Annotated in this window: 12 protein-coding genes, 2 tRNA genes and 2 pseudogenes; 6 read left to right on the forward strand and 10 right to left on the reverse strand. The window is 40.5% G+C overall.

Annotated elements, in window-relative coordinates; genetic code table 11:
* Window positions 1-64 precede the first annotated feature (64 nt).
* The 3 genes from ACHCNF_RS06080 to ACHCNF_RS06090 form a co-directional block, all read right to left on the reverse strand.
* Entirely contained in the window at window positions 65-3,661 is a 3,597-nt protein-coding gene (locus ACHCNF_RS06080; protein ID WP_408071891.1) for a leucine-rich repeat protein, read from the reverse strand.
* A gap of 549 nt (window positions 3,662-4,210) precedes the next feature.
* Complete coding sequence (locus tag ACHCNF_RS06085; protein WP_408071892.1) at window positions 4,211-5,023, reverse strand: response regulator; 813 nt, start codon at window positions 5,021-5,023, stop codon at window positions 4,211-4,213.
* Between the two features lie 15 nt (window positions 5,024-5,038).
* Window positions 5,039-6,337, reverse strand: a complete 1,299-nt coding sequence (locus ACHCNF_RS06090; protein WP_408071893.1) for a sensor histidine kinase — start codon at window positions 6,335-6,337, stop codon at window positions 5,039-5,041.
* A 291-nt stretch (window positions 6,338-6,628) separates the two neighbouring features.
* Between ACHCNF_RS06090 and ACHCNF_RS06095 the strand changes: the two genes are divergently transcribed.
* Together ACHCNF_RS06095 and ACHCNF_RS06100 are read left to right on the forward strand one after the other, a co-directional pair.
* A tRNA-Pro gene (locus tag ACHCNF_RS06095) sits at window positions 6,629-6,702 on the forward strand.
* Between the two features lie 19 nt (window positions 6,703-6,721).
* Window positions 6,722-6,792, forward strand: a tRNA-Gly gene (locus tag ACHCNF_RS06100).
* Between the two features lie 420 nt (window positions 6,793-7,212).
* Here ACHCNF_RS06100 and ACHCNF_RS06105 read toward each other — a convergent pair.
* Together ACHCNF_RS06105 and ACHCNF_RS06110 are read right to left on the reverse strand one after the other, a co-directional pair.
* The gene (locus ACHCNF_RS06105) at window positions 7,213-7,887 is read right to left on the reverse strand and encodes a GDSL-type esterase/lipase family protein (protein ID WP_408071894.1); all 675 of its coding nucleotides are present in this window, start codon (window positions 7,885-7,887) and stop codon (window positions 7,213-7,215) included.
* A 74-nt stretch (window positions 7,888-7,961) separates the two neighbouring features.
* A complete protein-coding gene (locus ACHCNF_RS06110) occupies window positions 7,962-9,242 on the reverse strand; it encodes an alpha-amylase family glycosyl hydrolase (protein ID WP_408071895.1) in 1,281 nt (426 codons plus the stop codon).
* Window positions 9,243-9,938: 696 nt separating this feature from the next.
* Here ACHCNF_RS06110 and ACHCNF_RS06115 point away from each other — a divergent pair.
* Together ACHCNF_RS06115 and ACHCNF_RS06120 are read left to right on the forward strand one after the other, a co-directional pair.
* A pseudogene (locus ACHCNF_RS06115) lies at window positions 9,939-11,081 on the forward strand (ABC transporter substrate-binding protein/permease); the annotation flags it as partial.
* A gap of 99 nt (window positions 11,082-11,180) precedes the next feature.
* Window positions 11,181-11,921 (forward strand): annotated as a pseudogene (locus tag ACHCNF_RS06120) (amino acid ABC transporter ATP-binding protein); the annotation flags it as partial.
* Between the two features lie 405 nt (window positions 11,922-12,326).
* Here the strand turns inward: ACHCNF_RS06120 and ACHCNF_RS06125 are convergent.
* Together ACHCNF_RS06125 and ACHCNF_RS06130 are read right to left on the reverse strand one after the other, a co-directional pair.
* The gene (locus tag ACHCNF_RS06125) at window positions 12,327-13,556 is read right to left on the reverse strand and encodes a 6-phosphofructokinase (protein WP_408071896.1); all 1,230 of its coding nucleotides are present in this window, start codon (window positions 13,554-13,556) and stop codon (window positions 12,327-12,329) included.
* Window positions 13,557-13,681: 125 nt separating this feature from the next.
* Window positions 13,682-16,657, reverse strand: a complete 2,976-nt coding sequence (locus ACHCNF_RS06130) for a response regulator (protein ID WP_408071897.1) — start codon at window positions 16,655-16,657, stop codon at window positions 13,682-13,684.
* A 215-nt stretch (window positions 16,658-16,872) separates the two neighbouring features.
* Here ACHCNF_RS06130 and ACHCNF_RS06135 point away from each other — a divergent pair, with 215 nt between their 5' ends.
* Entirely contained in the window at window positions 16,873-17,100 is a 228-nt protein-coding gene (locus tag ACHCNF_RS06135) for a hypothetical protein (RefSeq protein ID WP_408071898.1), read from the forward strand.
* A gap of 72 nt (window positions 17,101-17,172) precedes the next feature.
* Here ACHCNF_RS06135 and ACHCNF_RS06140 read toward each other — a convergent pair whose 3' ends face one another.
* Complete coding sequence (locus tag ACHCNF_RS06140) at window positions 17,173-18,042, reverse strand: TraX family protein (protein ID WP_408071899.1); 870 nt, start codon at window positions 18,040-18,042, stop codon at window positions 17,173-17,175.
* Window positions 18,043-18,208: 166 nt separating this feature from the next.
* Here ACHCNF_RS06140 and ACHCNF_RS06145 point away from each other — a divergent pair, with 166 nt between their 5' ends.
* On the forward strand, window positions 18,209-19,777 hold the full coding sequence (locus ACHCNF_RS06145) for an alpha-amylase family glycosyl hydrolase (protein WP_408071900.1): 1,569 nt from the start codon (window positions 18,209-18,211) through the stop codon (window positions 19,775-19,777).
* 409 nt (window positions 19,778-20,186) lie between these two features.
* Here the strand turns inward: ACHCNF_RS06145 and ACHCNF_RS06150 are convergent, their stop codons facing one another.
* Together ACHCNF_RS06150 and trkA are read right to left on the reverse strand one after the other, a co-directional pair.
* The gene (locus ACHCNF_RS06150) at window positions 20,187-21,632 is read right to left on the reverse strand and encodes a TrkH family potassium uptake protein (protein WP_408071901.1); all 1,446 of its coding nucleotides are present in this window, start codon (window positions 21,630-21,632) and stop codon (window positions 20,187-20,189) included.
* A gap of 24 nt (window positions 21,633-21,656) precedes the next feature.
* The gene (gene trkA, locus ACHCNF_RS06155; protein ID WP_408071902.1) at window positions 21,657-23,018 is read right to left on the reverse strand and encodes a Trk system potassium transporter TrkA; all 1,362 of its coding nucleotides are present in this window, start codon (window positions 23,016-23,018) and stop codon (window positions 21,657-21,659) included.
* Between the last annotated feature and the right edge of the window lie 528 nt (window positions 23,019-23,546).

A 23,546-nucleotide genomic window follows, 5' to 3' on the forward strand; every position in this document is an offset into this window, starting at 1 on the left:
AATATATAGCACCAACAAGGATTTATGGGCTTTTTATGGTGGCTATACAGATCGCTTATTAACGTTATTTGACTTTAGCGTTAGTCTGCTTCTTTATTTTTTCAACCATAGAAATTTTGGCTTTTTTCTTTAGCCCCTTTACCTTGATTGTGCAGTCTTTACTTACTTTCTTGAATGCAGACTTTCCAAGAGTAAGTGATGCATTAGCCTTAATTGTCACTTTCTTAAGGTTTGGACAATTGTAAAATGCCTTGTTTCCTATCTTTGTGACAGTCATAGGAATATTTACACTCTTTAGCTTTTTCATTCCTTTGCAGGCCTTGGAATTAATTTCTGTTACAGAGTATGTCCGATTCTCGTATACAACATTTGACGGCACGGAAACCGTCTTAGCCTTTTTATCCTCTGTTTTTACAAGGGCAAGCGTGTCATCACCGTTTATGCGGTAAACCTTTCCTGCACTCGTAAACTCTGTCCCTATTGGAAGAATTGCATTACTCTTCGCACTTTCAGCTGTTTCTACTGCTGCATTCTGCGTTTGCTCAGTATTTGCCGTATCAATTCCAGGCTGACCCTGCTCGTTTTCCCCGCTATTTACTGGCATTTCTTCACCACTTGAAGGGTTAGCATTTGATTCCTCTATGAACTTAGCAGTCAGCTTCATGCTCTCAGATATAGAGATGCCATATTCTGCTTCTGATGATAACAGATTACCGGATTCATCATACCAGCCCTCAAATGTATTACCCTCTTCTGCTACAGCGTTTAGAGTTACATAGTCACCAGGTGTAAGGTTAGCAAAGCTATCTGCAAAGCCATTTCCTATTACAGAAATATCAACATTCAAATTACCTATCTCTGTTTCACTTATCTCTATCTTAGGAATTATATTACCATCCTCATCTAAAAGATTATATGAATTGATGCTATCATTCCCAGTAATATCCATCGCATATTCTTTACCTTTTGTAAGCGGTACATCCTGATAATATATCCTTGGCCCCAAAAGTGTATCACATTCTAACTCTGACACTGTATAATCCATAGTTCCATTGTCATTACCAGTAAGAATAATATGATAATCACCAGTACCAGGGATATAGACTCTTTTTGAATCGCCTTCAACAGTAGCAGTAACACAAGTGCTTTCTGTAATTATCTCATTATCGCTAATTTCGCCAACGACATTTCCTCCATCATCCATTACTTTTATATCTACCGGACAATTAATAATTAGTCGAAGCATCGTTTTATTTCTTAATAATTCTTTTTCTGATACAGTATTCATAGCCGCCATGTAGGTTTCTGACTGGTGACCATAAGCAAAGTGAGCTCTCCAAGGTAATAATCTCGCATCAATCGCACCATGTTCTAATAAAAAGGCACTTGTTATTAGTCCGATGGCACCATATTGACCATCCAAAGCTTTGTAGAAAGAAGTTACTCCCATAGCATAATCCTTACTCATAATACTTGCCAGGGAATGTTGATATAATTGTCTTAATGTATATACCGGAATCAAAGTTTTCACCGTACCCCCTTGCGCCTTGTCGTAATATTGATTAATATTCCAGACGCGATCTGTCACACTAGTAATATAATCTGTTACTTCATTCATTCCTTCTTTGTAAGGAAGATATGTCTTATCATAACCAGGCACGAAATAATTTTTCCAGTCCTTTCTTAAATCTGCCAAATACTGATTATATTTAGCAGCCGACTCTGCATTACTGCGACTAGGCAAGGAAAATGTATATCCATATCTCCCATACCCCCAAAGACTAGGAAGAACTTTTGTTACAAAATCCTCAGGATTAACAATGTTGTAAATATTCTGATATCCCCCTAAGCGCTCATACGGTGCAACATGAGAAACATTAGGTGTAGCAAATGTATATACAAAAGTATTTTCTGATTGAAATAAATCTGCTTTGTAATTATTATCTATCTTATAACCTACCAAATTTGCTACAGCTGCGCCCCTGCTATGACCAGTAACAAGGAGTTTTATTTTTTTCTCATGAAAATCATGCTTCCCCATATAAGATAAAAGGGAAACCAATATTTTATTTGCTCCTCTTTCAAATCCTTTATGAATGCCATCCCTGCCGGGTTCAAAATTGTCATACCATTCTTTTCCATCTGTTCCTCTAACAAGTACAGTGATAAGGACCGTGTTTTGATCTAGTGGAACATTACCTATCCAATATGTAGCTGTGTCCCCATTCTGATCCTTATAGTACAAAAGATCTGTATCACTATACTTATACCCTAAATCTTTAAAACAGGCTCTTATTGTATCCGTGTTTTCTGAATATGCCATTGTAGACAATCCACATGCAAATTTCGCGATCTGGTGATTATATTCCGTTGTCGCCTTGAAAAACTCGCTTTTATTTATAGATAAACTTACATAACCCGTTCCTCCCTTATCATTACTCTCATGGATAAGCATGCCATTTGCGTTCATCACAGGTGAAATAGGAGTATCCTCTATAATGGCATTTGAAGCATTTATATAACGCGAAGAGCTTTCTGTTATATATCTTGTCTTTTTATTATCATCAGCTTTTCCATCAAAGTTATTATCTATACAAAATTCTGTTGGTAGTTTTATTCTGGTGCCGACTTTTTTAGGAGAGAATATTTGATAAAGACTTGTGCATCCATCAAGCATTCCATCCGTTGAACATTTATTTGATATAGTAAAATTGCTTATATCAATGCTTTCAAGAGAACTACAATCCTTAAACATATTATCCATACAGGTAGCACTGGAAGTATCAAGCCCACTGAGGTTAAGTGATGTAAGTGATCCACATCCTTCAAACATGCCATACATTAATTCTATCTTTGATGTATTATTTATGTTGCCTAAATCAACCGAATTAAGTGACTTACATCCACTAAAAAAGCCACCCATATCTTCAATCATAGAAAAATCAACATTGTTAAAAGTAATTGACCTCACGTTACTGTAATCGGAAAAGAAACTAAAGCCTAATCTTAAAGTACCTGTAAGTAGTATAGAAGTTACTTTATCCCTAGTAGAGAAATCTAAATATCGGATAGGATAAATATTTCCAGTTATACTAAGTTTTCCACTGGCATCAACACTATATGAATATCCTTCAGGGCAAATGGTAGGTTTTACTATATAATCACTTTCACCATCATTATTTTTTGTACTATTTAACACCTTACTATCTTCAATCGGAATACTTTCCTCATCAGAAATTACGTCATCATTATTAAAATCGTAATTTTGCTCCTGCTCCTCAGAAGGCAAACCAGTCTCTTCACTGCCACTGACATCTTCTGGCCTAGGTTCTTGAACTTCAAAATCCTGCTCAGTAGGAGCTTCTTCATTTTCAATATATTCCGTGTCAGAGATTTCCGATGACGGTGTTTCCTGATTATCAGATGATGGAGATACTTCTCCCTCATCCTGAGTCTCAACTGATGTTTCCGGCTCAATCCCATCTTCAGGACCCGATTCTTCTGATTCATCCTCTGCAACATTGGAAATATTTTCTGATGCATCTGGAGCTGGCTCAAATTCCAGTTCTTCTGCAGATGCAGTAATAGTGCCAGACATAAAAGGCACACTTGTAGAAACTAATGATAATGCCATTAGTATAGCCAAAACCCTTTTCTTCATTTAACACATCCTCCCACACAATCAAATCATGCGCTCAAATTATCATAATGTATTGTGTAAAATCTTTAAATTGACAATATAAACAAAATAGGTAAACGTAAATTGATGAAAAGCCACAGACAATTGAACAGTTCCCAGCATTTTTAATTTAACCTTTCGCCGCCAAGGCGTATTTTTTGCCAGGTCCACACAAGAAAAGAATGTCGCTTGCGACATTCTCGCGCCGAGCGCGGTTGCAGCATGCAACATATTCCTTTCACGCGATGTGCAGATCACTTGGCGAGGTTTTTTCGAGCCTAGTGAAATGTCATACACAGTAGTGCGCATCCTCACGGAGTGTTTTTTATATCATAGGAAAGCAATTTCCTATGATATGAAAAAAGCACTTGCAGAACGCAAGCGCTTCTCTCATCCTTAATTATTATAGAGGGAACTATATAATAGAGGAAATCATTTGGGACTTTATTGTCTCATATTTAGCGTCACAAAAGTGTCACATCGCTCAATATCAGTATTTAAGCCACTCTCAACCGTTTTCGTAATATATAATTACCACAATCCATCAGATAATTGAAAAAGTTTTCCAAGAGTTGGCTCTGCCCAGCTGTACTGATTCATGTATTCACCGGTAAATCCGCTGTCATTTCTCTTTCCATCCAGGAAATCAAAATAGTCACAGTCAAAATAATTCTTGTTGATCCCGGCTTCTCCTCGTCTCCTTATCAGTGCCTCAGAGCAGCCACACTCAGCAAATATCCTGGTCATATCTGCAAAAAGATTTCTCATATAAGATCTGTGACTTCCTGCATCATCCTCGTCCTGCCATATTCTTTCCATAATCTGGTCAAAGGTTCTCATAGCTCCATTTGCATCTATCAGGACAGCCAGAAGCTCTCTTGTCTTGGAATATACAAAATCCAGCGGAACACCGTTTTCAGTGAACACCTCAAACTCTCCGAAGGTGTGGACACGAAGTTTTGTTACTTTAGGTTTTGCCTGAGTTGCAATAGGAAATCTCAAATGCTCAAATTCAGCCTTGACCTTGGCTGCAGTGACCGGTTTTAGTATATATCCGCTTGCATATAGCTCAAAGGCCTCCTTCATATATTCCGAATATCCTGTGACAAAAATAATATTTATCCGGGGATTTTTTTCCTGGAGCATTTTTGCGATATTTACACCATTCTCAGTTCTCATCTCAACATCAAGAAATGCAATCTGTGGCTCTATTTCACCAATCCTTTCAAGTGCCTCTTTACCACTGGTAAATCCATCCACAACAGCAGTTGGGTCAGCTTTTTTTATAGCATTCATGCACCCCTCAAGTGCAAGGTCTTCATCATCTACAGCAATTATTCTCATCTTTCAATTACCCGTTTACTTTATTGGTTCATTTCTGGGAATTTTAATGACAGCTCTGGTTCCCACTCCCTTAGTACTGTCTATAATAAGGAGTCCGTTACACATCGCGATCAGCCTCTCCCGGAGGTTGTCTATTCCAATGTGAAGGCCTTCACCCTGGTCCATATCATTTGGATCAAAGCCGACTCCATCGTCTTCCACAACAACATAATAATATTCTTTGTCTGAAAAGCTTTCAATACGAATTGTACCACCGTTCTCTTTTTTATGGATACCGTGCTTAACAGCATTTTCCGCAAGAAGCTGAACAGACAGCGCAGGAAGAGAAAAATACTCATCCCTTATGTCATACTTTATGGTAAGCTTGTCTCTGAATCGCATCTTTTCAAGTCCAAGGTAATTGGTTACATGCTCCATTTCCTTCCTCAATGGTACGCATTCCGCATGCTCTATGCTTCTCAGATTTCCACGTAAATAATCTGAAAAACGTCCAATGGCCTCCTGTGCCTGTTCGGGGTCCTTTTCACACAGAACATATATGGAGTTAAGTACATTGTATAAAAAGTGCGGCTTTATCTGACTTAAGAGGATTTTGATCCTGTCTCTGGAAATCTTGTCCTCCTGCTCCAGGATAAGCCTTTCCTGTTCATATTGGAAGGTGTTGTCCATGTAAATAAGGGACAGACAAAAGCTATAAGGCAGCACTTCAAGGTCCGGCACAAATGATCTTATTCCAACACCTATTATCGGAAAAAATACGATGGACAGCAGGCTGAAAATATTATCATTTCTCAGATACTGTCTGTACACGATCATGTAAACCAAAGACAGCAGCATAATTGAATAGCCGCCAACCTGTCCGATAAAGTACAACGCACCTTTCTCAAATGTGTGTCCTTCATATGTGACAACTACTCCCTTGAAAAGTGAAATAACCCAGAATACCGAATAAATGATGATAAGAGGCATAATGAAGCCGCGGATTTCCAGCTTTTTTCCGCTTTTTCTGGAGATATAGTATGTAACATATAAAGAATAAAAACCAAGTAGAATATAAAATCCCACAAAATACATGGAATATGCAATCTGAAGGAGCAATGTCAACAGTTTCTCATCCTGAACAACACATACAACTATCTTGGCTATAAGAACCGCTGCCAGCATGATCGTGTCAGAGAAAAGCATATTGGTAAACTGATGTCTCTCCTTACTTGTTCCCTTCTCCATGTGGAAATCTCCAAATAGCTTTATCACCATGATCGCCATCAGGAAGGAAGATATTCCTATATTTACATAATCCATACTGTGATCCATATTGTTGTCCTTTTATCTTTTTTGTTTGAAATATTGTTATTCTACTATTCTTTCTTTGCTTTGAATATTATTGTCCTTTAGAAGAAATTATTCAAACTTATCATATCTTTTTTAAAATACCGAAGCAAAAATACAAATTTTTTTTTGCCCTCAAATGCAGTGTTTATAAGGCTTCTGTCTTAATATAACAATTTTTAAAATTTTTTTCAAAAAAAATGTTGACATCCTTATAGGGACGATATATACTTGTACTTGCGTTGCGGGTCAGGTAATGAACAGAACGCTTCCAAACGGGGTGTGGCTTAGCTTGGTAGAGCGCCTGGTTTGGGACCAGGAGGTCGCAGGTTCGAATCCTGTCACCCCGATCAACTAAATATTTTACATGCGGGTGTAGTTCAATGGTAGAACACCAGCCTTCCAAGCTGGATACGTGGGTTCGATTCCCATCACCCGCTTAACAAAATAACCTAGGTCGTGTGACCTAGGTTATTTTTGTTAAGCGAGCGGAGCCCTCGAACCCATGGTTCGGTCTCCGCTCCGCTCCGGTCAGCGCTAAGCGCTCGTCCCCCGGACGAGCAGCGCCCCATCACCCGCTCTACAAAATAACCTAGGTCTTTGACCTAGGTTATTTTCGTTAATAGATAGACAAATTACTTACCCTATTATTCATATACGTTATCCCTTCACCTGCTCTTTATTCTCCCCCACCCTTGCTTAAACCTCCAAATATGTAATTCGTATGAAAGTTAAAGTTAATATTTTATAAGCTTCATCACAGAAGCCATCTAAAAGGAGCTGCACTAATGCGCAGCTCCTGATCTTATTTGATATTTAGTTAGTTTATTTCAACTCTATTTGCCCCTATTCACCCTATCCTATCGAAGTTCCTTAAGAATAGGAAGCATGTTCTCAAGAATGACTTTATATCCATTTGCAAAGAAGTGCATTCCGTCAATTGCAAATTCTTCCTTCAAATAGCCTTTTTCATCCATAAGTCCGTCATTTACATAGATCCATTCAAGGCCCCTCTCCTCTGCAAAAGCCTTCACGTCTTCATTTGCCTGCTTGATTCTCGCATTTGATCTGTATCCAAGAACCTCCTTCATATAAGGGAGTTTTTCACCAAATTCCGGATTGGTGGGATAATAGCTAAGAAGAGTAACCTTTGTATCCGGAAGTTTTTCCTTAACTATGTCCAGAATCTTACCGTAATTATCCAGTAGTTCTTCCTTGTTATATTCAGGACCGCTTATGTCGTTTGTTCCGATGTTAATAAAAATATATTTAGGCTCAAGCTCCAGAATACATGCATCAATATTTTGCAAAAGCTCTGTTGTTACGTATCCGCCAATACCTCTGTTGTATATTTCAAGCGGAATATCAATTTGTCTTTGCATCTCATCTATTGGAAACTGCTCCATAAGACTTGATCCCACAAACAGTATCTGTCCCTTCCTGGCAAATTGGTTTAATCTTCTATAACGCTCTACCTTTAAAGCCTTTTCCTTTTGAAATTGTTCATCCATTATTTTCTTAATCTCGTTTTCCATACCTTCATCTCCCTATATATTATGTTTTCACTTACTAAATATCTTGGATTCTTAAATTTTTCTATTTATTCTCTTCAGATTATGATAGGTTCCCCATAGCACTGAACACCGCCGCGAAAAACTTCAATGTCTTTGCCATCAATGAGATTCCTGTATATGCCATCCTCAAGAGGGACACGCACATTTGAGGTTGCTGCTGCAAGAGCAAATATTCCAACCGCTTTTCTGTCACCTTTTGTAATTGTAGCAACTACCGTATCGTTCATGGTTCTAGAACATTCGAATATTCCATCTGTAAAAATGTCATTTTTCTTAATGTCAGACAGAGACTTTATAAGCCCTGACATATCAATGCCACCTTCAGGCTTAAGGGCTATAGTATCCTTATCAAAAAGACTCGGAAGGTGCGAAGCGCCAAATTCCTGCCCTGCGTATACAAAAGGCATGCCCTTCTGGAAAAACATAAATGCCGTATAATTGCGAAGCTCTCTTTCGTCGGGAATAAGGAAATGAGCTCTTGTCTGATCATGATTTTCCAGGAAATGAAGCTTTACATAATTGTCAGGATATATTACTTCCTGACGGTTTACGCCTCCAAGATATGCATCAAGGCTCTTCTCTCCTTTGCAATATGCAGCCAGATCAGGATACACATCATAGTCATAGCTCACATCAAAAGCGTGGAAAATCTCCGCATCACTGTGCGCCGTTATCCCTCTTCCTCTCAAGTGGGTTATGAAAGAGTATTCTATGGATTCTGCAAGCCATATGCAGTCAGGACGGACAGTCGCAACCTCTTTTCGTGCTCGGTCCCAAAATGCCACGGGCACCATGGGCGCAACATCGCATCTAAATCCGTCAACCATCTCAGCCCAGTACTTCAGAGTCTCTATCTGATAATCCCACAAGCCTTCATTGGAATAATCCAGATCGATTATGTCACTCCAATCGCCTACACGGTTTCCAAAGGAGCCATCCTCTTTGTGATAAAACCACTCAGGATGCTCTTTTGACAGAACAGAATCCGGAGAGGTGTGATTATAGACTACATCTATTATGCATTTCATGCCCTTCTCATGAATAGCATTGACAAGATTCTTAAAATCCTCCAAAGTTCCGAATTCAGGGTTAACTGCTCTGTAATCACTTATTGCGTAAGGTGAGCCAAGGCTTCCCTTGCGATTTTTTGTTCCGATGGGATGAATCGGCATCAGATACACTATGTCTGTACCCAAAGCCTTGATTCTGTCAAGATCCGCCTGAACCGCGGCAAAGTTTCCATCCTCACTGTAATTACGTACAAAAATCTGATACATCATAAGATTTCTTAGGTTTTTAGAAGTATTATCAGCCACTTAGGTTCCTCCCATTTACAATAGAATTGTTATCAATTATAGCATAAAACATACAACTTAATTACTTAAACTTCCTCCTGCAATCCCCAGAAATTCCCGGCAACCACCTACATTCACCTGCAATTACCTGTAATCCCCCTGAAATTCCCGGCAAGCCACCTGAGATCCCCAGAAATTTTCCTACAAGCCAACTGGTAAAAACAAGAGAATTTTTCAACAATATAAAAACACAATCCGATTCAAAATAACTAATCAAATAATCACAAATTTTTAATAGAAACTTTCGTTGTTAACCACGCTCCCTGATACTACTATTAAATTAGGATTCTATATTATGAGGTGGATTATATGAAGCGTCAGATTTTCCCCCAAAAAATGCGTTTGTTCATGCCAATTTTACTGGCTTTACTTTTCGTTCTCAGCGGCTGTGGCAGTAAAGATGATACGCAATATTACACTCATCTTTCTGAACTTGAGCACAAACGAATCGGTGCACTGACCGGCTCCATTGAGGCTATACATGTCAGAGAGCGGCTTCCAAACGCCGAGCTTGTTTTATATGATGCATACAGTGATATTCGTGAAGCTCTGATATCAGGAAAAATCGATGCATATGCGGATACCGACGTTATTGCATGGGCTATGGTTGCAGAAAACCCTCAGCTTGTAAGCCTTGAAGAGCCTATTTCCGAAACCATGGAAGGCGGTTCCATTTTTCCGAATACAGCCTCAGGAAAAGCGCTCTGCGACGAATACAGTAATTACATAAAAGAGCTCAAAAAAGACGGTACCTTCTATGAGATTCAGAAAATATGGCTTGGCTTTGACGAAAGTAAAAAAGTCGTACCGGACGTCTCCACACTTGAAGGTTCTAAGAGAAAACTACTTGTAGCACTCGATCCGACATCAGTACCTTTTTGCTATATAAAAGATGGTAACGTTGTAGGTATTGATGTTGACTATATTTACCGTTTCTGCCATGACAAAGGGTATGCTCTCGAATTTAAGCAGATGAATTTCAGTTCCATACTTCCTTCTATCATCACAGAAAAATGCGACCTGGCATGTGGAGGAATAGTCTTTACAGAAGAACGCGCAGAAAGCGTATTATTTGGGGAGCCTACTTATGAAGGCACCACTGCTATCGTTGTGCTTAGAAATCCCGCCCTCATTGAAAAAAATGATAGCAATAACTTTCTTGCTGATATAAAAGACAGTCTGATAAAAAACTTTATCAGAGAAGATCGCTGGCAGCTTATTCTTTCAGGACTTGGTGTCACGTTGGCGCTTTCGCTTTTAAGCGGGTTATTTGGAACCATTCTTGGCGGTCTGTTTTGCTATCTTCGCATGAATAAAAACCCCGTTGCAAAAGCCATCGCCAATGCCTATATCCGTATTTTCCGAGGAACGCCCATTGTGGTGCTTCTCCTGGTTCTTAATTATATTATCTTTACCACCAAGAATTTCCCTGCATTCTGGGTATGCGTAATAGGTTTTTCTCTTGATTTTTCTGCATATACCTCAGAAATATTCAGGAAAGGCATAGAAGCTGTGCCTGAAGGCCAGTCAAAGGCTGCAACAGCCATCGGCTTTGGACCGGTTCACGGTTTTATTAAAGTTATCCTTCCCCAGGCCCTTATCAATATCCTTCCCGTTTATACCGGTCAGTTTGTAGCCCTGGTAAAGCTGACTTCCGTAGCCGGCTACATCTCTCTTATGGATCTTACAAGAGCTTCTGACATCATACGAAGCCGCACCTATGAAGCCTTTTTCCCGCTTATATTTACGGCGGTCATCTATTTTTTGCTCTCTCTAGTACTTATTTTGATTCTGGGAAGTCTTGAAAAACTGGTACAACCCTCCACCAGAAGTATTAAGGAAATTCAAAAGCTTCTTGATGCCAGAGCAGCCGGAAAGCTCTCCACACCTGAATTTGGTTTGCCTTTATCAGACAGCGAAGACAAGCCCCTTCTGTATGAGATAAGGCACCTGAAAAAAGCCTTTGAAAACTCCGTTCCAATAAAGGATATCAGTTGTGAAATACGAAAAGGCGATATCATCTCCATAATCGGTCCTTCAGGAACAGGAAAGAGCACTTTTTTAAATACGCTCAATCAGCTTATCCCTGCCACCGATGGTGAAATTCTGTTTAAAGGGGAAAGTATTCTCGCCCACGGCTACGACCTCAAAGGGCTGAGAAGAAAGGTCGGGATGGTATTCCAGTCATTTTACCTGTTTTCACATCTGACCATTGTAGAAAATATTATGCTGGCACAAATGGAGCTTCTTCACAGATCAAAAGAAGACTCTTTCATGTACAGCATGGAAATGCTTGAAAAAGTAGGGCTTGCCGAGAAGGCTCTGCGCTACCCCGCCATGCTCTCAGGAGGCCAGCAGCAGCGCGTAGCCATTGCAAGACAGCTTGCCATGGATCCGGAAATGATACTGTTTGATGAACCCACATCTGCCCTTGATCCAACCACAATCGGCGAAGTTTTGTCAGTAATACGAAAGCTCGCTCAAAGCGGCATGACAATGATGATCGTCACACATGAGATGAAATTTGCAAAGGATGTGGCAAATCGCGTATTTTTCCTTGACCAGGGGCTTATCTATGAGGAAGGAACTCCCGATGAGATATTCCTTCACCCCAAAAAGGATAACACCCGCAGATTCATCGGTCATTTGAAGGTACTATCAATAAAAATCAACGATGACAGTTTCGATTATCCGGGTGCACTTACTCAGATAGAAACCTTTGGCCACAATCACCTTCTGGATAACACCATGATCCGCAAAATGATGACCATTGTTGAAGAACTTGGAGTAGCAATTCTTGTGGAACATTTTAAGGAAAAAGCCGACGCGCAATTTGACTTTGAATATCTGGAGGCTGAAGGAAAAATGCATTTAAAGGCATCCTACACAGGAAGTGATTTTGACGCGCTTACACAGGGTGATGCCCTCAGCACATCTCTTATTAAAAATGCGCTGTCGAATATCGCCTGTACAACCGATGAGGACACAAATGTAATTGAGGGAGACCTGTTTTCATAGGCCTCCCCAAGTGGCATCATCATGATTTTAAGACTTTAAATGCCTTACGTCCAAATATTCCGGGACACCATCTTTAAAACTGATCACAGGCTCACCTGCTATTAGAGGTCTAAGGTAGGTGAGCATTTCTTTAGTCACATCATTACCCTCTTTATTTATCCAGTTATCCGGGACGTTTTTCACAAGGTTTGCCGTATCATGGATATCCTGATAGTCAGTCTGTGTGCTGTATGGTGCATCGCCGGTTCTTTTCAGAGTCACCATGACTCCGCTCTTTCCTTCCATTGAAAGCTGAAGTGCATATTTTCCCTGCTCTGCGGATTCATCAAGATCGGTAAGAGATGCAAGGTGCGAAGCACATCTTTGCAAAATATTAACCTCAACGGAGCGAACCTTTACGCCTATCCGATTGGCTACAAGGCTCTCAAGGGCTTTTCCTGCACCGCTTAGCTGATTATGTCCAAAATTATCGGTTGATGTTGCAGATGCACTTATATAGTTTCCGTCTTTATCCCGTATACCCTCGGATACAGCCATAACAACGCTGTTATTAGTCTCAAGAAGTTTCTTTACATCCTCAATAAATACATTCTCGTCAAAGGCTCTCTCAGGAAGATAAATGAGCTGGGGCGCTCCTGAATATTCATTCCTTGCAAGGGCGGAAGCCGCTGTGAGCCAGCCCGCGTCACGTCCCATAATCTCCACTATGGTCACAGATTTAACAGGATAAATATATGTATCATGGGCTATCTCCAATATGGAAGAAGCTATATATTTTGCAGCCGAGCCAAATCCCGGTGTATGGTCTGTGCCACACAGATCATTATCAATTGTCTTGGGAATACCTATAATTTTGATGTTGCTGCCAATTTCAGAGGCATATTCCGATAGTTTAAGAACCGTATCCATGGAATCATTTCCACCGATGTAAAAGAAAGCATTAATATCATGCTCATGGAAGAATGTAAAAATCTTATCAAATATTTCAGGCTCATCCTGATGTTTAGGAAGCTTGTACCTGCATGAACCCAGATACATAGCGGGTGTAACCTTTAATTTATCCGTAAATCCGGGTATAGTTTCCTGAAGCTTGGACAAATTTAGAATTTTAGAATTCAAAATGCCTGTAATTCCATTTATGGAGCCATACACGGTATCAAAATACCCGTTTTCCATATTTGCCGAAAGCACTCCGGCAAGTGATGCGTTAATAGCAACTGTTGGCCCACCTGACTGGGCAATGATGCAATTATTCAAAGCTGTACCTCTCCTGATAAATTACTCCTCATTGCTATTTTTATCATAGCAACTTACTAATTCCAACCGAATTAGTCTACTTTATCTCAGAAAAAAATACAACTTTTAATTTGATGAAAAAATTTTTATCTATCATCAGTTATCAGGCTCTCCAGCGTATCAAATATTACATCCGGCTCAACCGGCTTACTGAGATGCGCATTAAGGCCGGCCTGGAGGCTCCTCTGTACATCTTCATCAAAAGCATTGGCTGTAAGAGCTATGATTGGAATCTTCTTGGCATCGCTTCTGTCAAGAGCCCTGATCATAGCTGTGGCTGTAAGACCGTCCATCTCAGGCATTCTCATATCCATCAAAATCGCATCATAATACCACTCAGGATGGGTCTCAAACATTTCCACTGCTATTTTCCCGTTTTCAGCGTGGTCGACACTTATACTCTTCATGGAAAGTACCTTCATCATTATCTTGGCATTAACGAGAATATCCTCAGCCAGAAGAATGTGCCTTCCTTCAAGGGGCGCTTTTTTTATCCCCGCAGAGCTCTGCATATTTTTCTGAACAAGAACCTGTTTGAACTGCTCCATGACAAATGCCGAGTTAAGCGGCTTGGAAATAAAGCTGTCCACCCCTGCATTTGCAGCTTCATCCGGATCATCCTCCCATTGATATCCCGTGAGAATAATGATCGCAGAGTCATCTCCTATGATCTCCCTGATCTTCCTGGTGGTCTCTATGCCATCCATCTGCGACATTTTCCAGTCAACCAAAATCATGTTATAGGACTCTCTTCTTGCATGTCTTAGCCTCACCATCTCTATGGCTTCCGGACCGGATCCCGCTATCTCCGCCTCAAGCCCTAGCTTCTCAAGCTCAAGCCTCGCATGCTCTGAAGAAATCTTGTCATCATCAATTATTAAAACTGAAAGCTCATTAGGATTGATATTACCCTCTACTTCATTTGTGTCCTTTCTGTCAGACTCCATCAAAGTAACAGTCACGGTAAATTCGGTTCCTACACCCTTCTTGCTCTCAACCTCAATCCTGCCGTTCATCATCTCTATGATATTCTTGGTGATAGCCATGCCAAGGCCTGTGCTTCCGTACTTATTGGTATTGGACGAGTCCTCCTGGCTGAAGGCATCAAAAAGTCTTGGAATGAAGTTTTCATCCATTCCGATGCCGTTATCCTTCATGATAAATTTTAATGTGGAATTCCTGTCATAGCGGGCGATCCGCTCCACCAAAAGGCTGACATTTCCTCCGGGCTCCGTAAACTTAACAGCATTGCCAAGTATATTGATGATGACCTGCTTAAGTTTCATGTCATCGCCAATATAGTAATTATCCACTTCGCCCTTGATCTCGCAGTTATACTGAATACCTTTATCGCTGCACTGACTCCCGATTATTGTATTAATCTGACTAAGCAGCTTTTTAAATGAAAACTCTTCATGCTTAATCATCATTCGCCCAGATTCAATTCTGGACATATCGAGAATATCATTTATTATCTTCAAAAGGTGATTGGCAGAACTTCCTATCTGCTCAAGGTAATCCCTTGTTTTATCTGATATTCCAGGGTCACTGAGAGCTATTCTGTCAAGTCCTATGATGGCATTCATAGGTGTTCTGATCTCATGGCTCATGCTTGACAAAAATGCAGTCTTTGCCTTGCTGGCCTGCTCTGCAGCTGCAAGCGCATCACTAAGTGCACGTCTCTGATCGAGGGACTGCCTCATCTCAGTGTCAACATCAGTAAAGCCCACTCCCACTGAATGAATTATATGATCATATCTGTCCTCAGCGCGTCTCACACCTGCCATTCTGAGCATTTCATAGGACTCTTTGCCGTCTCTGACAACAAGATATCTGTATGCAATAATGCGTTCACTTTCAAGCTTCTTCCTGATATTTTCAGGTTTTATGAAATCCAGAAATCCCTGTCTGTATTTCTCCGCAACATAATCATTCGCATAATTTGTAAAAACTTCACTAAATACAAACTGTTCCCCTTCATCAAGGCCATCCTCCAGATTGGAATGTGACCTGAAGCATATTCCCTCGTCTCTATCAAGGCTGACATAATAAACACTTCTGTAATCCGAAGCCAGCGCCGTTATCATGTTATTTGCCCGTCTCTGGGTATGATCAAGATAATCTCTTATACTGCTGTGGACGGCATGGATTTTTTCTCCCATTTCCCTGATGTCATACTCAACTCCGGATCGCTGGTTGCTGCTATCGCCTGCATGTACGTTCCCTTTGTCTATTTTTGTATCCTCTGTTGCACTTTCACAGACGCTGCTTTGGCTTAACCTTTCTGCCTGACCTGAAAGCTCATTTTCAGCTTGAGCGAACAATGGATGATCCCCCTGAACAGTGGCAGCTATTTCTTTTGTGATATCATCCACATCCTTTTCAAGATCGGTTATTTCTCTGCTGATATCATGGACACTTTTCCTGACACCGCCCATGGCGATGATCACAAGAACAGCCCCTATGAAAGCGGATGTTATAACAAAGATCAAAATGGTTCTGGCAAGTCTGGAAATCTGTTCCTCATACCACTGAGCAGAAAAATCGACGGCAACTATAGTTGCCACTTCACCCTTGGAATTAAACACCGGGCTATAGGCGCTATAAAAGGTTCCCCACTGATCCTCATAAGGTACTTCGTCTACAGAGGGCACTCCAAGGCTCGCCTGATATAGTGCATCTGTGTATACAATATCCGAGCCGAATTCCCCGGGATCCTCTACAGTCGGATCTATGGAAAAAGTAAAATGCTTATTTCCCTCATCGTTTATGCAATATATATATTTAAGTTCAATGCTGTCCTGGAAAGCCCTAAGATTTTTCATCTGAGACTCGTATTCCTCTGACCCCGCATCCTCAGCGGTCAGTTTTTCCATAATATCCCCATCCAGCATCGCTGCCGCTGTATTTGCAATATCAAGCATTCGTCCGTTTATGATTGTTTTGATTGAATTTTGGGATTGTTTCATCAGAATAATACCCATCAGCATGTCACCGATGAGAAGAATGGCTGACACAATTATGACTAACTGTATAGTAAGAGTCATCCCTACTTTTTTCATAGAATCATCTCCGAAAAGTCTGTTTCTAACTTTATGATAATTCGACTTTAGTCTATCATAATAACAATGATAATTCTATTAAGTACATATTAAAAATGGCTTAAAAATGGGGATTATGGATTCAATTTGTGACACCTTTAGTGTTACAATAATGTAGAGTGAGTGGATACTGTTCTTCAGTATCAGCTTTAGATTTTCATAAAAAGGATTTGCAGATGTTTACACTTCCGGTTATGGCTTCAATAGCCCTTATGTCAATTGTTTTTGACGCAATAATAATTATCGCCGAACTGATTTTTTTCCTTGTTCTTATCAGGTTCTTATTCTTTAACGGCGAGTTTAAGCAATACAGTCTCTTCGCAAAGATAATCGAATTTATCTTTGTTCTTTTTGCGCTACTTGTCCTGTTCGCGATTTTCCTGTCTGTTGGCCGCTTTGAATAAAAAGAAAACGGACGACTAAAATTCATCTGAGATGAGCCCAAGGCAGCACTTTGGCATTTCCGGGATAATGATTTATCCCGCTACTTTGCTGTATATATAGCACCTGACCAGATAAATCAAAAGAAGATGCACCGGATAGAATGCGTAGAATACGTATTTAAACTTTTTGCTGATAGTTCCCTGTTTTCCGTTATAAGCAGCAATAAGTATAAATGCAGGAAGCGCCCATACTTCCGATCCAAGATTCATGAAAAACAAATATCCTGCAACACAGGCCATAAATCTGTTGCGCCTGAATCCATAAAATATTGCAATAAGGCATACACCCCACCATCTGTAATCCGAGTCAACAACCTGCGCCAGAGCAGCACCGGCAACTACCGGCATTGTATAAATCAGCACGTACAGTGGATTATCAGCAATCATGCCCAGTAGAGCAGCAGGATTTTCCGTAAAGAGATTCTTCTCCACATAGGACATGACCCATATGACAAAAAGGCCTATCAAAAGCGTAAAATACACATTTCTGTGTGTTAACAGCACCTCCTTGTTAGCTGCATAGAGCGCTGCTATGTCTGTTGAAAAAGCATTCTCTTTAACTTTTACCGCAATATCAAAAAAAGGCTCGGATATTAAGCCAAATACTCCCAGATTGATCAGATATTTGGGCACACTTCGGGTATGAATAAGTCCCTCTGCAATCAAAAAACAGTATATAGGAAAGGCCTGTCTCCCGATATGCCTCAGCCAGTGATACAACTCTGCAGACTGCTCAAACTCCAATCCAAAAGGATAGATACCGGCTCGCAGAAAATACAACAGAATTCCCGCCCCGATATGGTCTATCAGCATGGTAACCATTGCCACCAGTTTTATTGCGTCTGCGTTTAAAAATTGTATATTTCTCAGTGAAAATCTTTTAGTCTCTTCGTTAGTATTCATGAAAAAAATTATACCATTATGAAATGCTTCATAAAAACTGTTTTTGCAAAAATATTTTTCTTTTTTATTTTACCAAAGTATGCAATAATGCTATTGGAAAACGATTTCCGTTTTAATTTATAAAAATACTCAAAGAGAAATTTACTGGAATCAGGAGGAAAAATTTATGCCGGCATGGTTATCTAATGCTGTATTTTATGAAATTTATCCGCAGTCCTTCAACGATACAAACGGGGACGGAATCGGAGACATCGAAGGAATTATAGAAAAACTTGACTATGTAAAAAGTCTTGGATGTAACGCCATTTGGCTCAATCCCCTTTTCGATTCGCCCTTTAAGGATGCGGGTTATGATGTACGAGACTATAAGAAGGTAGCTGAGAGATATGGCACAAACGAGGATCTTGTCCGCCTTTTTGACGAAGCACATAAAAAGGATATCAAAATTCTACTGGACCTTGTTCCCGGCCACACCTCAGAAGAGCATGAGTGGTTTAAGAAAAGCTGCGAACCAGACAGAAATGAATATTCTGACAGATATATCTGGACAGACAGTGCATTTTGCGGGATTGCAGGTCATCCCTATATCGGAGGCGAAGCTGAACGTGAAGGATGCTATATGCTGAACTTTTTCAAATGTCAGCCGGCACTAAACTATGGCGTATTGAACAAAACCGAGAAGTGGCAGCTATCCCCGGATCACCCTTCCTGTATAGCTACAAGAGAAGCCATCAAGGACATCATGCGCTTCTGGCTTGATAAGGGCTGCGACGGTTTCCGCGTCGATATGGCAGACTCACTTGTAAAGGAAGACGATGATGTAAAGAGCGCTACAGGAGCTGTCTGGACCGATATCAGGAAAATGCTTGATGAGAATTATCCCGATGCTGCACTCATATCTGAATGGTGCAATCCTCAGTGCGCACTAAAATATGGTTTTCACGCAGATTTTTATCTTGATCACCATGGAAACGGATACAACGTCCTTGTAAGAGACTGTGAAACCGAAGGCGGCGATCACAGCTACTTTAAAAAGGATGGCGGCGATGACCCGGAGAGGTTCCTTGCGGATTATCTGCCCAGATACGAAGGTTCCAAAAAATACGGCTATATCAGTTTTATCACCTGTAACCACGATACTCCCAGAGTAACAAGGGCTCTGGACATCTCTGAAATAAAGCTTGCATACGCATTCTTCTTTACAATGCCAGGCGTGCCATTTTTATATTACGGCGACGAGATTGGTATGAAGTATCTTGAAAACGTCAGAACTAAAGAAGGCGGCTTCCAGAGAACAGGTTCCCGCTCTCCCATGCAGTGGGATAAAAACAGCAAGAACTTCGGTTTCTCCGATGCAGACACAGATAAGCTGTATATTCCCATGGACTCATCAGCGGATGCCCCAAGCGTAAGCGAGGCAGAAAAGGATCCTGACTCCATCTATCACACTGTCAAGGATCTTATAAACTTAAGACATGAGTATGAAGATCTTCAGGCTGATGCTCCTTTTGAGAAGGTTTACTCCGCTAAGGGCCAGCGCATCCTCGTATACAGACGCGGCGACCTTCTTCTTGCAGTAAATCCGGGAAGTGAAGAAGCCCATGTTAATACAAGTTCTTTTGAGGGAAATATCAAGAGTGTTGTAGCCGGAAAACTCATCTACGGAATCGGTCATCAGAAATTTGACGACGATGAACTGGTACTTGGACCACAGTCTTTTGCAGTATACAGATAAGTGAGATTGCTGATTTTTTATATCATAGGAAATTGCTTTCCTATGATACAAAAATAAAAGCAGAATTTTTGCGGGCAATCTTTTGTCAGTAAAAATTCTGCTTTTTTGTATGAAGAAATAAAGCATCAATATATTAGAATTTTCTTAATATACTCTTTGTCCAGGTGTAATGTCTACCGGTTCTTTTATCTTGATAAACTACAATGATTTCTGTCCTTGTTGTCCTCGGAACATAATATCCATCTGTAATTTCTCCGGTAGTTGTATTTGTGGAATGTTCTTTTACATAATTAGTCGGAACTGTATCTAATATAACAGTCTTTCCATTAATGATTTTTTCATAATAGCTTTTGCCTTGTGTAGTTTCTCTTATTCCGTCTATTACATCATTGCAATCACCATTTTTCCTTTATCTCTTGCTCCATGTTCTGGGTGAGAACAGTATCAACATGGGCAGTAGCTCAAGTCTTCCCGCCAGCATATCAAACATTAAAACAAATTTAGAAAAATCTGAGTAGAAACCAAAGTTTCCTGTAGGACCTACCATGCTAAGTCCGGGTCCTATGTTATTAAGCGTTGCTGCAACCGCAGTAAAGTTAGTCTCATAATCATACTCATCAAATGAAATAAGCAGAATTGAGAATATGAAAATCACTACATACATACTCAGGTAAGCCGATACAGACTTAACAACCGTAGAATCTATCGTATGGTCATCCATGTATACCTTCTTTACTGACTTAGGATGAACAATATAAATAAGCTCATTTTTCATAGCCTTAAGAAGGATAAGGAGACGGGACAGTTTAAATCCACCTCCCGTAGAACCTGCGCAGGCTCCAAGCAGCATAAGGCAGGCAAGAAGTGTCTTGCACAGCTGTGGCCAAAGATTAAAATCCAAAGTTGCGAATCCTGTGGTTGTCATGACTGACGCTACAGTAAATAAAGAATGGTGAAATGACTCAAACGGCGTCGCGGTAATCCCCTGCTTATAGATCATCACAGCAATAAGTGTGGCTGACGCAAACATAAGTCCCAGATACAGCTTGACCTCATCATTTTTCAGAGCTTCCTTGGGTCTCATAGTTATGAGGTAATAATACACACTGAAGTTGATTCCGCACATTATCATGAAAATAGTAATTACAATCTGTGATGCTGTGGAAAAATCATTCATGCCCGCATTTGTGATACCGAATCCTCCGGTACCAACTGTAGCAAATGTGGTTGTAAGTGCCTCATACAGATTAAGTCCCGTTATGAGAAGCAGGATAACCTGAGTTGCTGAAATACCGATATAAATCAGATACAAAATCTTAGCTGTCTCACGAACCTTGGGAACAAATTTTCCTACAGAAGGGCCGGGGGACTCAGCGCGCATAAGATGCATGCTGTATCCACCGGACATAGGCATGATAGCAAGGATAAAAACGAGCACTCCCATTCCGCCTATCCAGTGGGTAAAGGTACGCCAGAATTGAACGCTGTAGTACATCTCAACATTTGATAAAATGGTCGATCCCGTGGTCGTAAGTCCGGATATGGTTTCAAACAGGGCATCTACATAGCTTGATGTAACACCTGTCAAAACAAAAGGCAGTGCCCCCACCGCACTTATCAGAATCCACGTAAGAGCAGTTGCCACAAATCCTTCTCGCGCGTAAATAGCCACATTTTGAGGTTTAAAGTGAGCTCCTATGGAACCAATGATAAGACATCCTGCTATCACCAGCAAAAACATCTCAGCACAAAACATCTCTTTGTATATCAATGCTACAATAAGTGGCAGCATCATAAGCAAGCCCGTGATCTGCAATACTCTCGAGAGCAGAAACCGGATCATATTGTAATTCATAATATCTCCTAATGATTATATTTTTTAAGCAAGTATATCCGATATGTCCAAAAGCCCAAGGTGGCTGGTTATAATAACAACCGTGTCTCCGGGCTCTATAACGCTCTGTCCGGTAGGTGAGATGATCTCGCCCTTGCGGTTAATGAGCGCTACCAGGATTCCCTTTTTAAGATGCATCTCAGAAAGAGGTTTGCCAATGACAGCAGACTTTTCATCTACGAAAAATTCCAAAGCCTCAACTTCACCATCATTCATCTTATACAAAGCTTCTATATTATTACTTCCCATGGAATTGCTGATACCACGTACATATTGAACAATACGCTGAGCAGTCACATTCTTCGGATAAATGATACTTCCTATCTGAAGAGTATCGATAATCTCACCGTAATTAACCCTATGAACCTTGGTGATGAGCTTCGCTTTGGGATTGACGCTCTTTGCATACATGGAGAGCATAATGTTCTCTTCATCGAGGTTAGTCATGGTAACGAAGGACTCTGTTCCCACAAGCCCCTCCTCCATAAGTGCGTCCTTATCCGTACCGTCAGCATTGATGATAAGTGCCTGTGGCAGAAGGTCTGAAAGCACCTTGCAGCGTTCAAGATCCTTATCAAAAAGCTTTACATCTATTCCGAAGGAAATCAGTTGCTGCGCAAGATAATACGATGTAGAGCCTCCACCTATTATCATGGCGGAGTGCACCCTTGCAGTGGGCAATCCGATTTTCCTGAAAAACTCTGCTATGCTTCTGGATGCTCCGACAATTGTAAGCTCGTCGTTTGCTCTCAGAACGAAATCACCATTGGGGATGAAAACCTCATCCGCTCTTTGTACAACTGCAATAAGCACTTTGCTTCGAATCTCAGACTGTATTGTCTTAAGAGATTTATTGCAGATTCTGGTATCCTCCTTAACGGTCATATGCACTATTTCTGCACGACCTCTGGCAAAGGTCTCAATTTTTGTAGCTGCCGGGAATTTGAGCAGTCTTGCTGCCTCCTGAGCGGAAAGCTCCTCCGGGTTAACTACAAGAGACAGTCCAAGCTCTTCCTTGATGAAATTGATCTCCCTCTTGTAAATGGGATTATTAACTCTGGCTATGGTATTGCAATTACCGGCCTTCCTTGCTATCAGGCAGCACAGAAGGTTCAGCTCATCATTACCTGTAACTGCGATCATGAGGTCAGCATGCTCAATTCCGGCATCCCTCATAACAAGGTAACTTGCGCCGTTTCCGACAATTCCCATTACATCGAAATTATTAACAAGGCTCTGAATGACATCTCGCTTTTCTTCAATGACCGTGACGTCGTGTCCTTCGCCGCTTAACTGCTCTGTCAAAGCTGCTCCAACATTTCCGCAGCCTACTATGATTATCTGCATAAAGTCCTCCAATTATCATTAGTACAAGACATTATAACACTTTTCTTTATTTTTGTTGATGTTTGGGTAATAAGGCATTAATGGATTTTTTAGAAAGATTTATCCGCGATTAATTGCATTTTCGCTTAATGAAAATTATACTTTCCTTGTAATGAGGGGGTTTGTCAGCTATTTAACTGTTGTTTTTGACTTATAAAAAGTCATCGATTTCCGAGTTCTCCGGAATTAAGAAATCGTATTGGAGCGTACTTAATGAAAGATTTTCTCTATCGCTTTTTTCAGGGAAGATACGGAGCGTACGGAACTGACAGACTTACAAAGAGTTGTCTTGTAGTGGCAGTAATACTGCTGGTGGTGTCTTTTGTGACACCACTTGGACTCATGTATTATGTTGCCGTTATTCTACTTTTTTACAGCTATTTTCGTCTGTTTTCCAGAAATATTCCTGCCCGTTATCGTGAAAACGCGGCATATGTAAATATTACCGATAAGTTTTTGGACTTCTTTAGAAAATTCAAAGACAGTTGG

Origin of the sequence: Butyrivibrio sp. NATIVEDY162, from assembly GCF_045999815.1 — a bacterium.
Classification (GTDB): Bacteria; Bacillota; Clostridia; order Lachnospirales; family Lachnospiraceae; genus Butyrivibrio.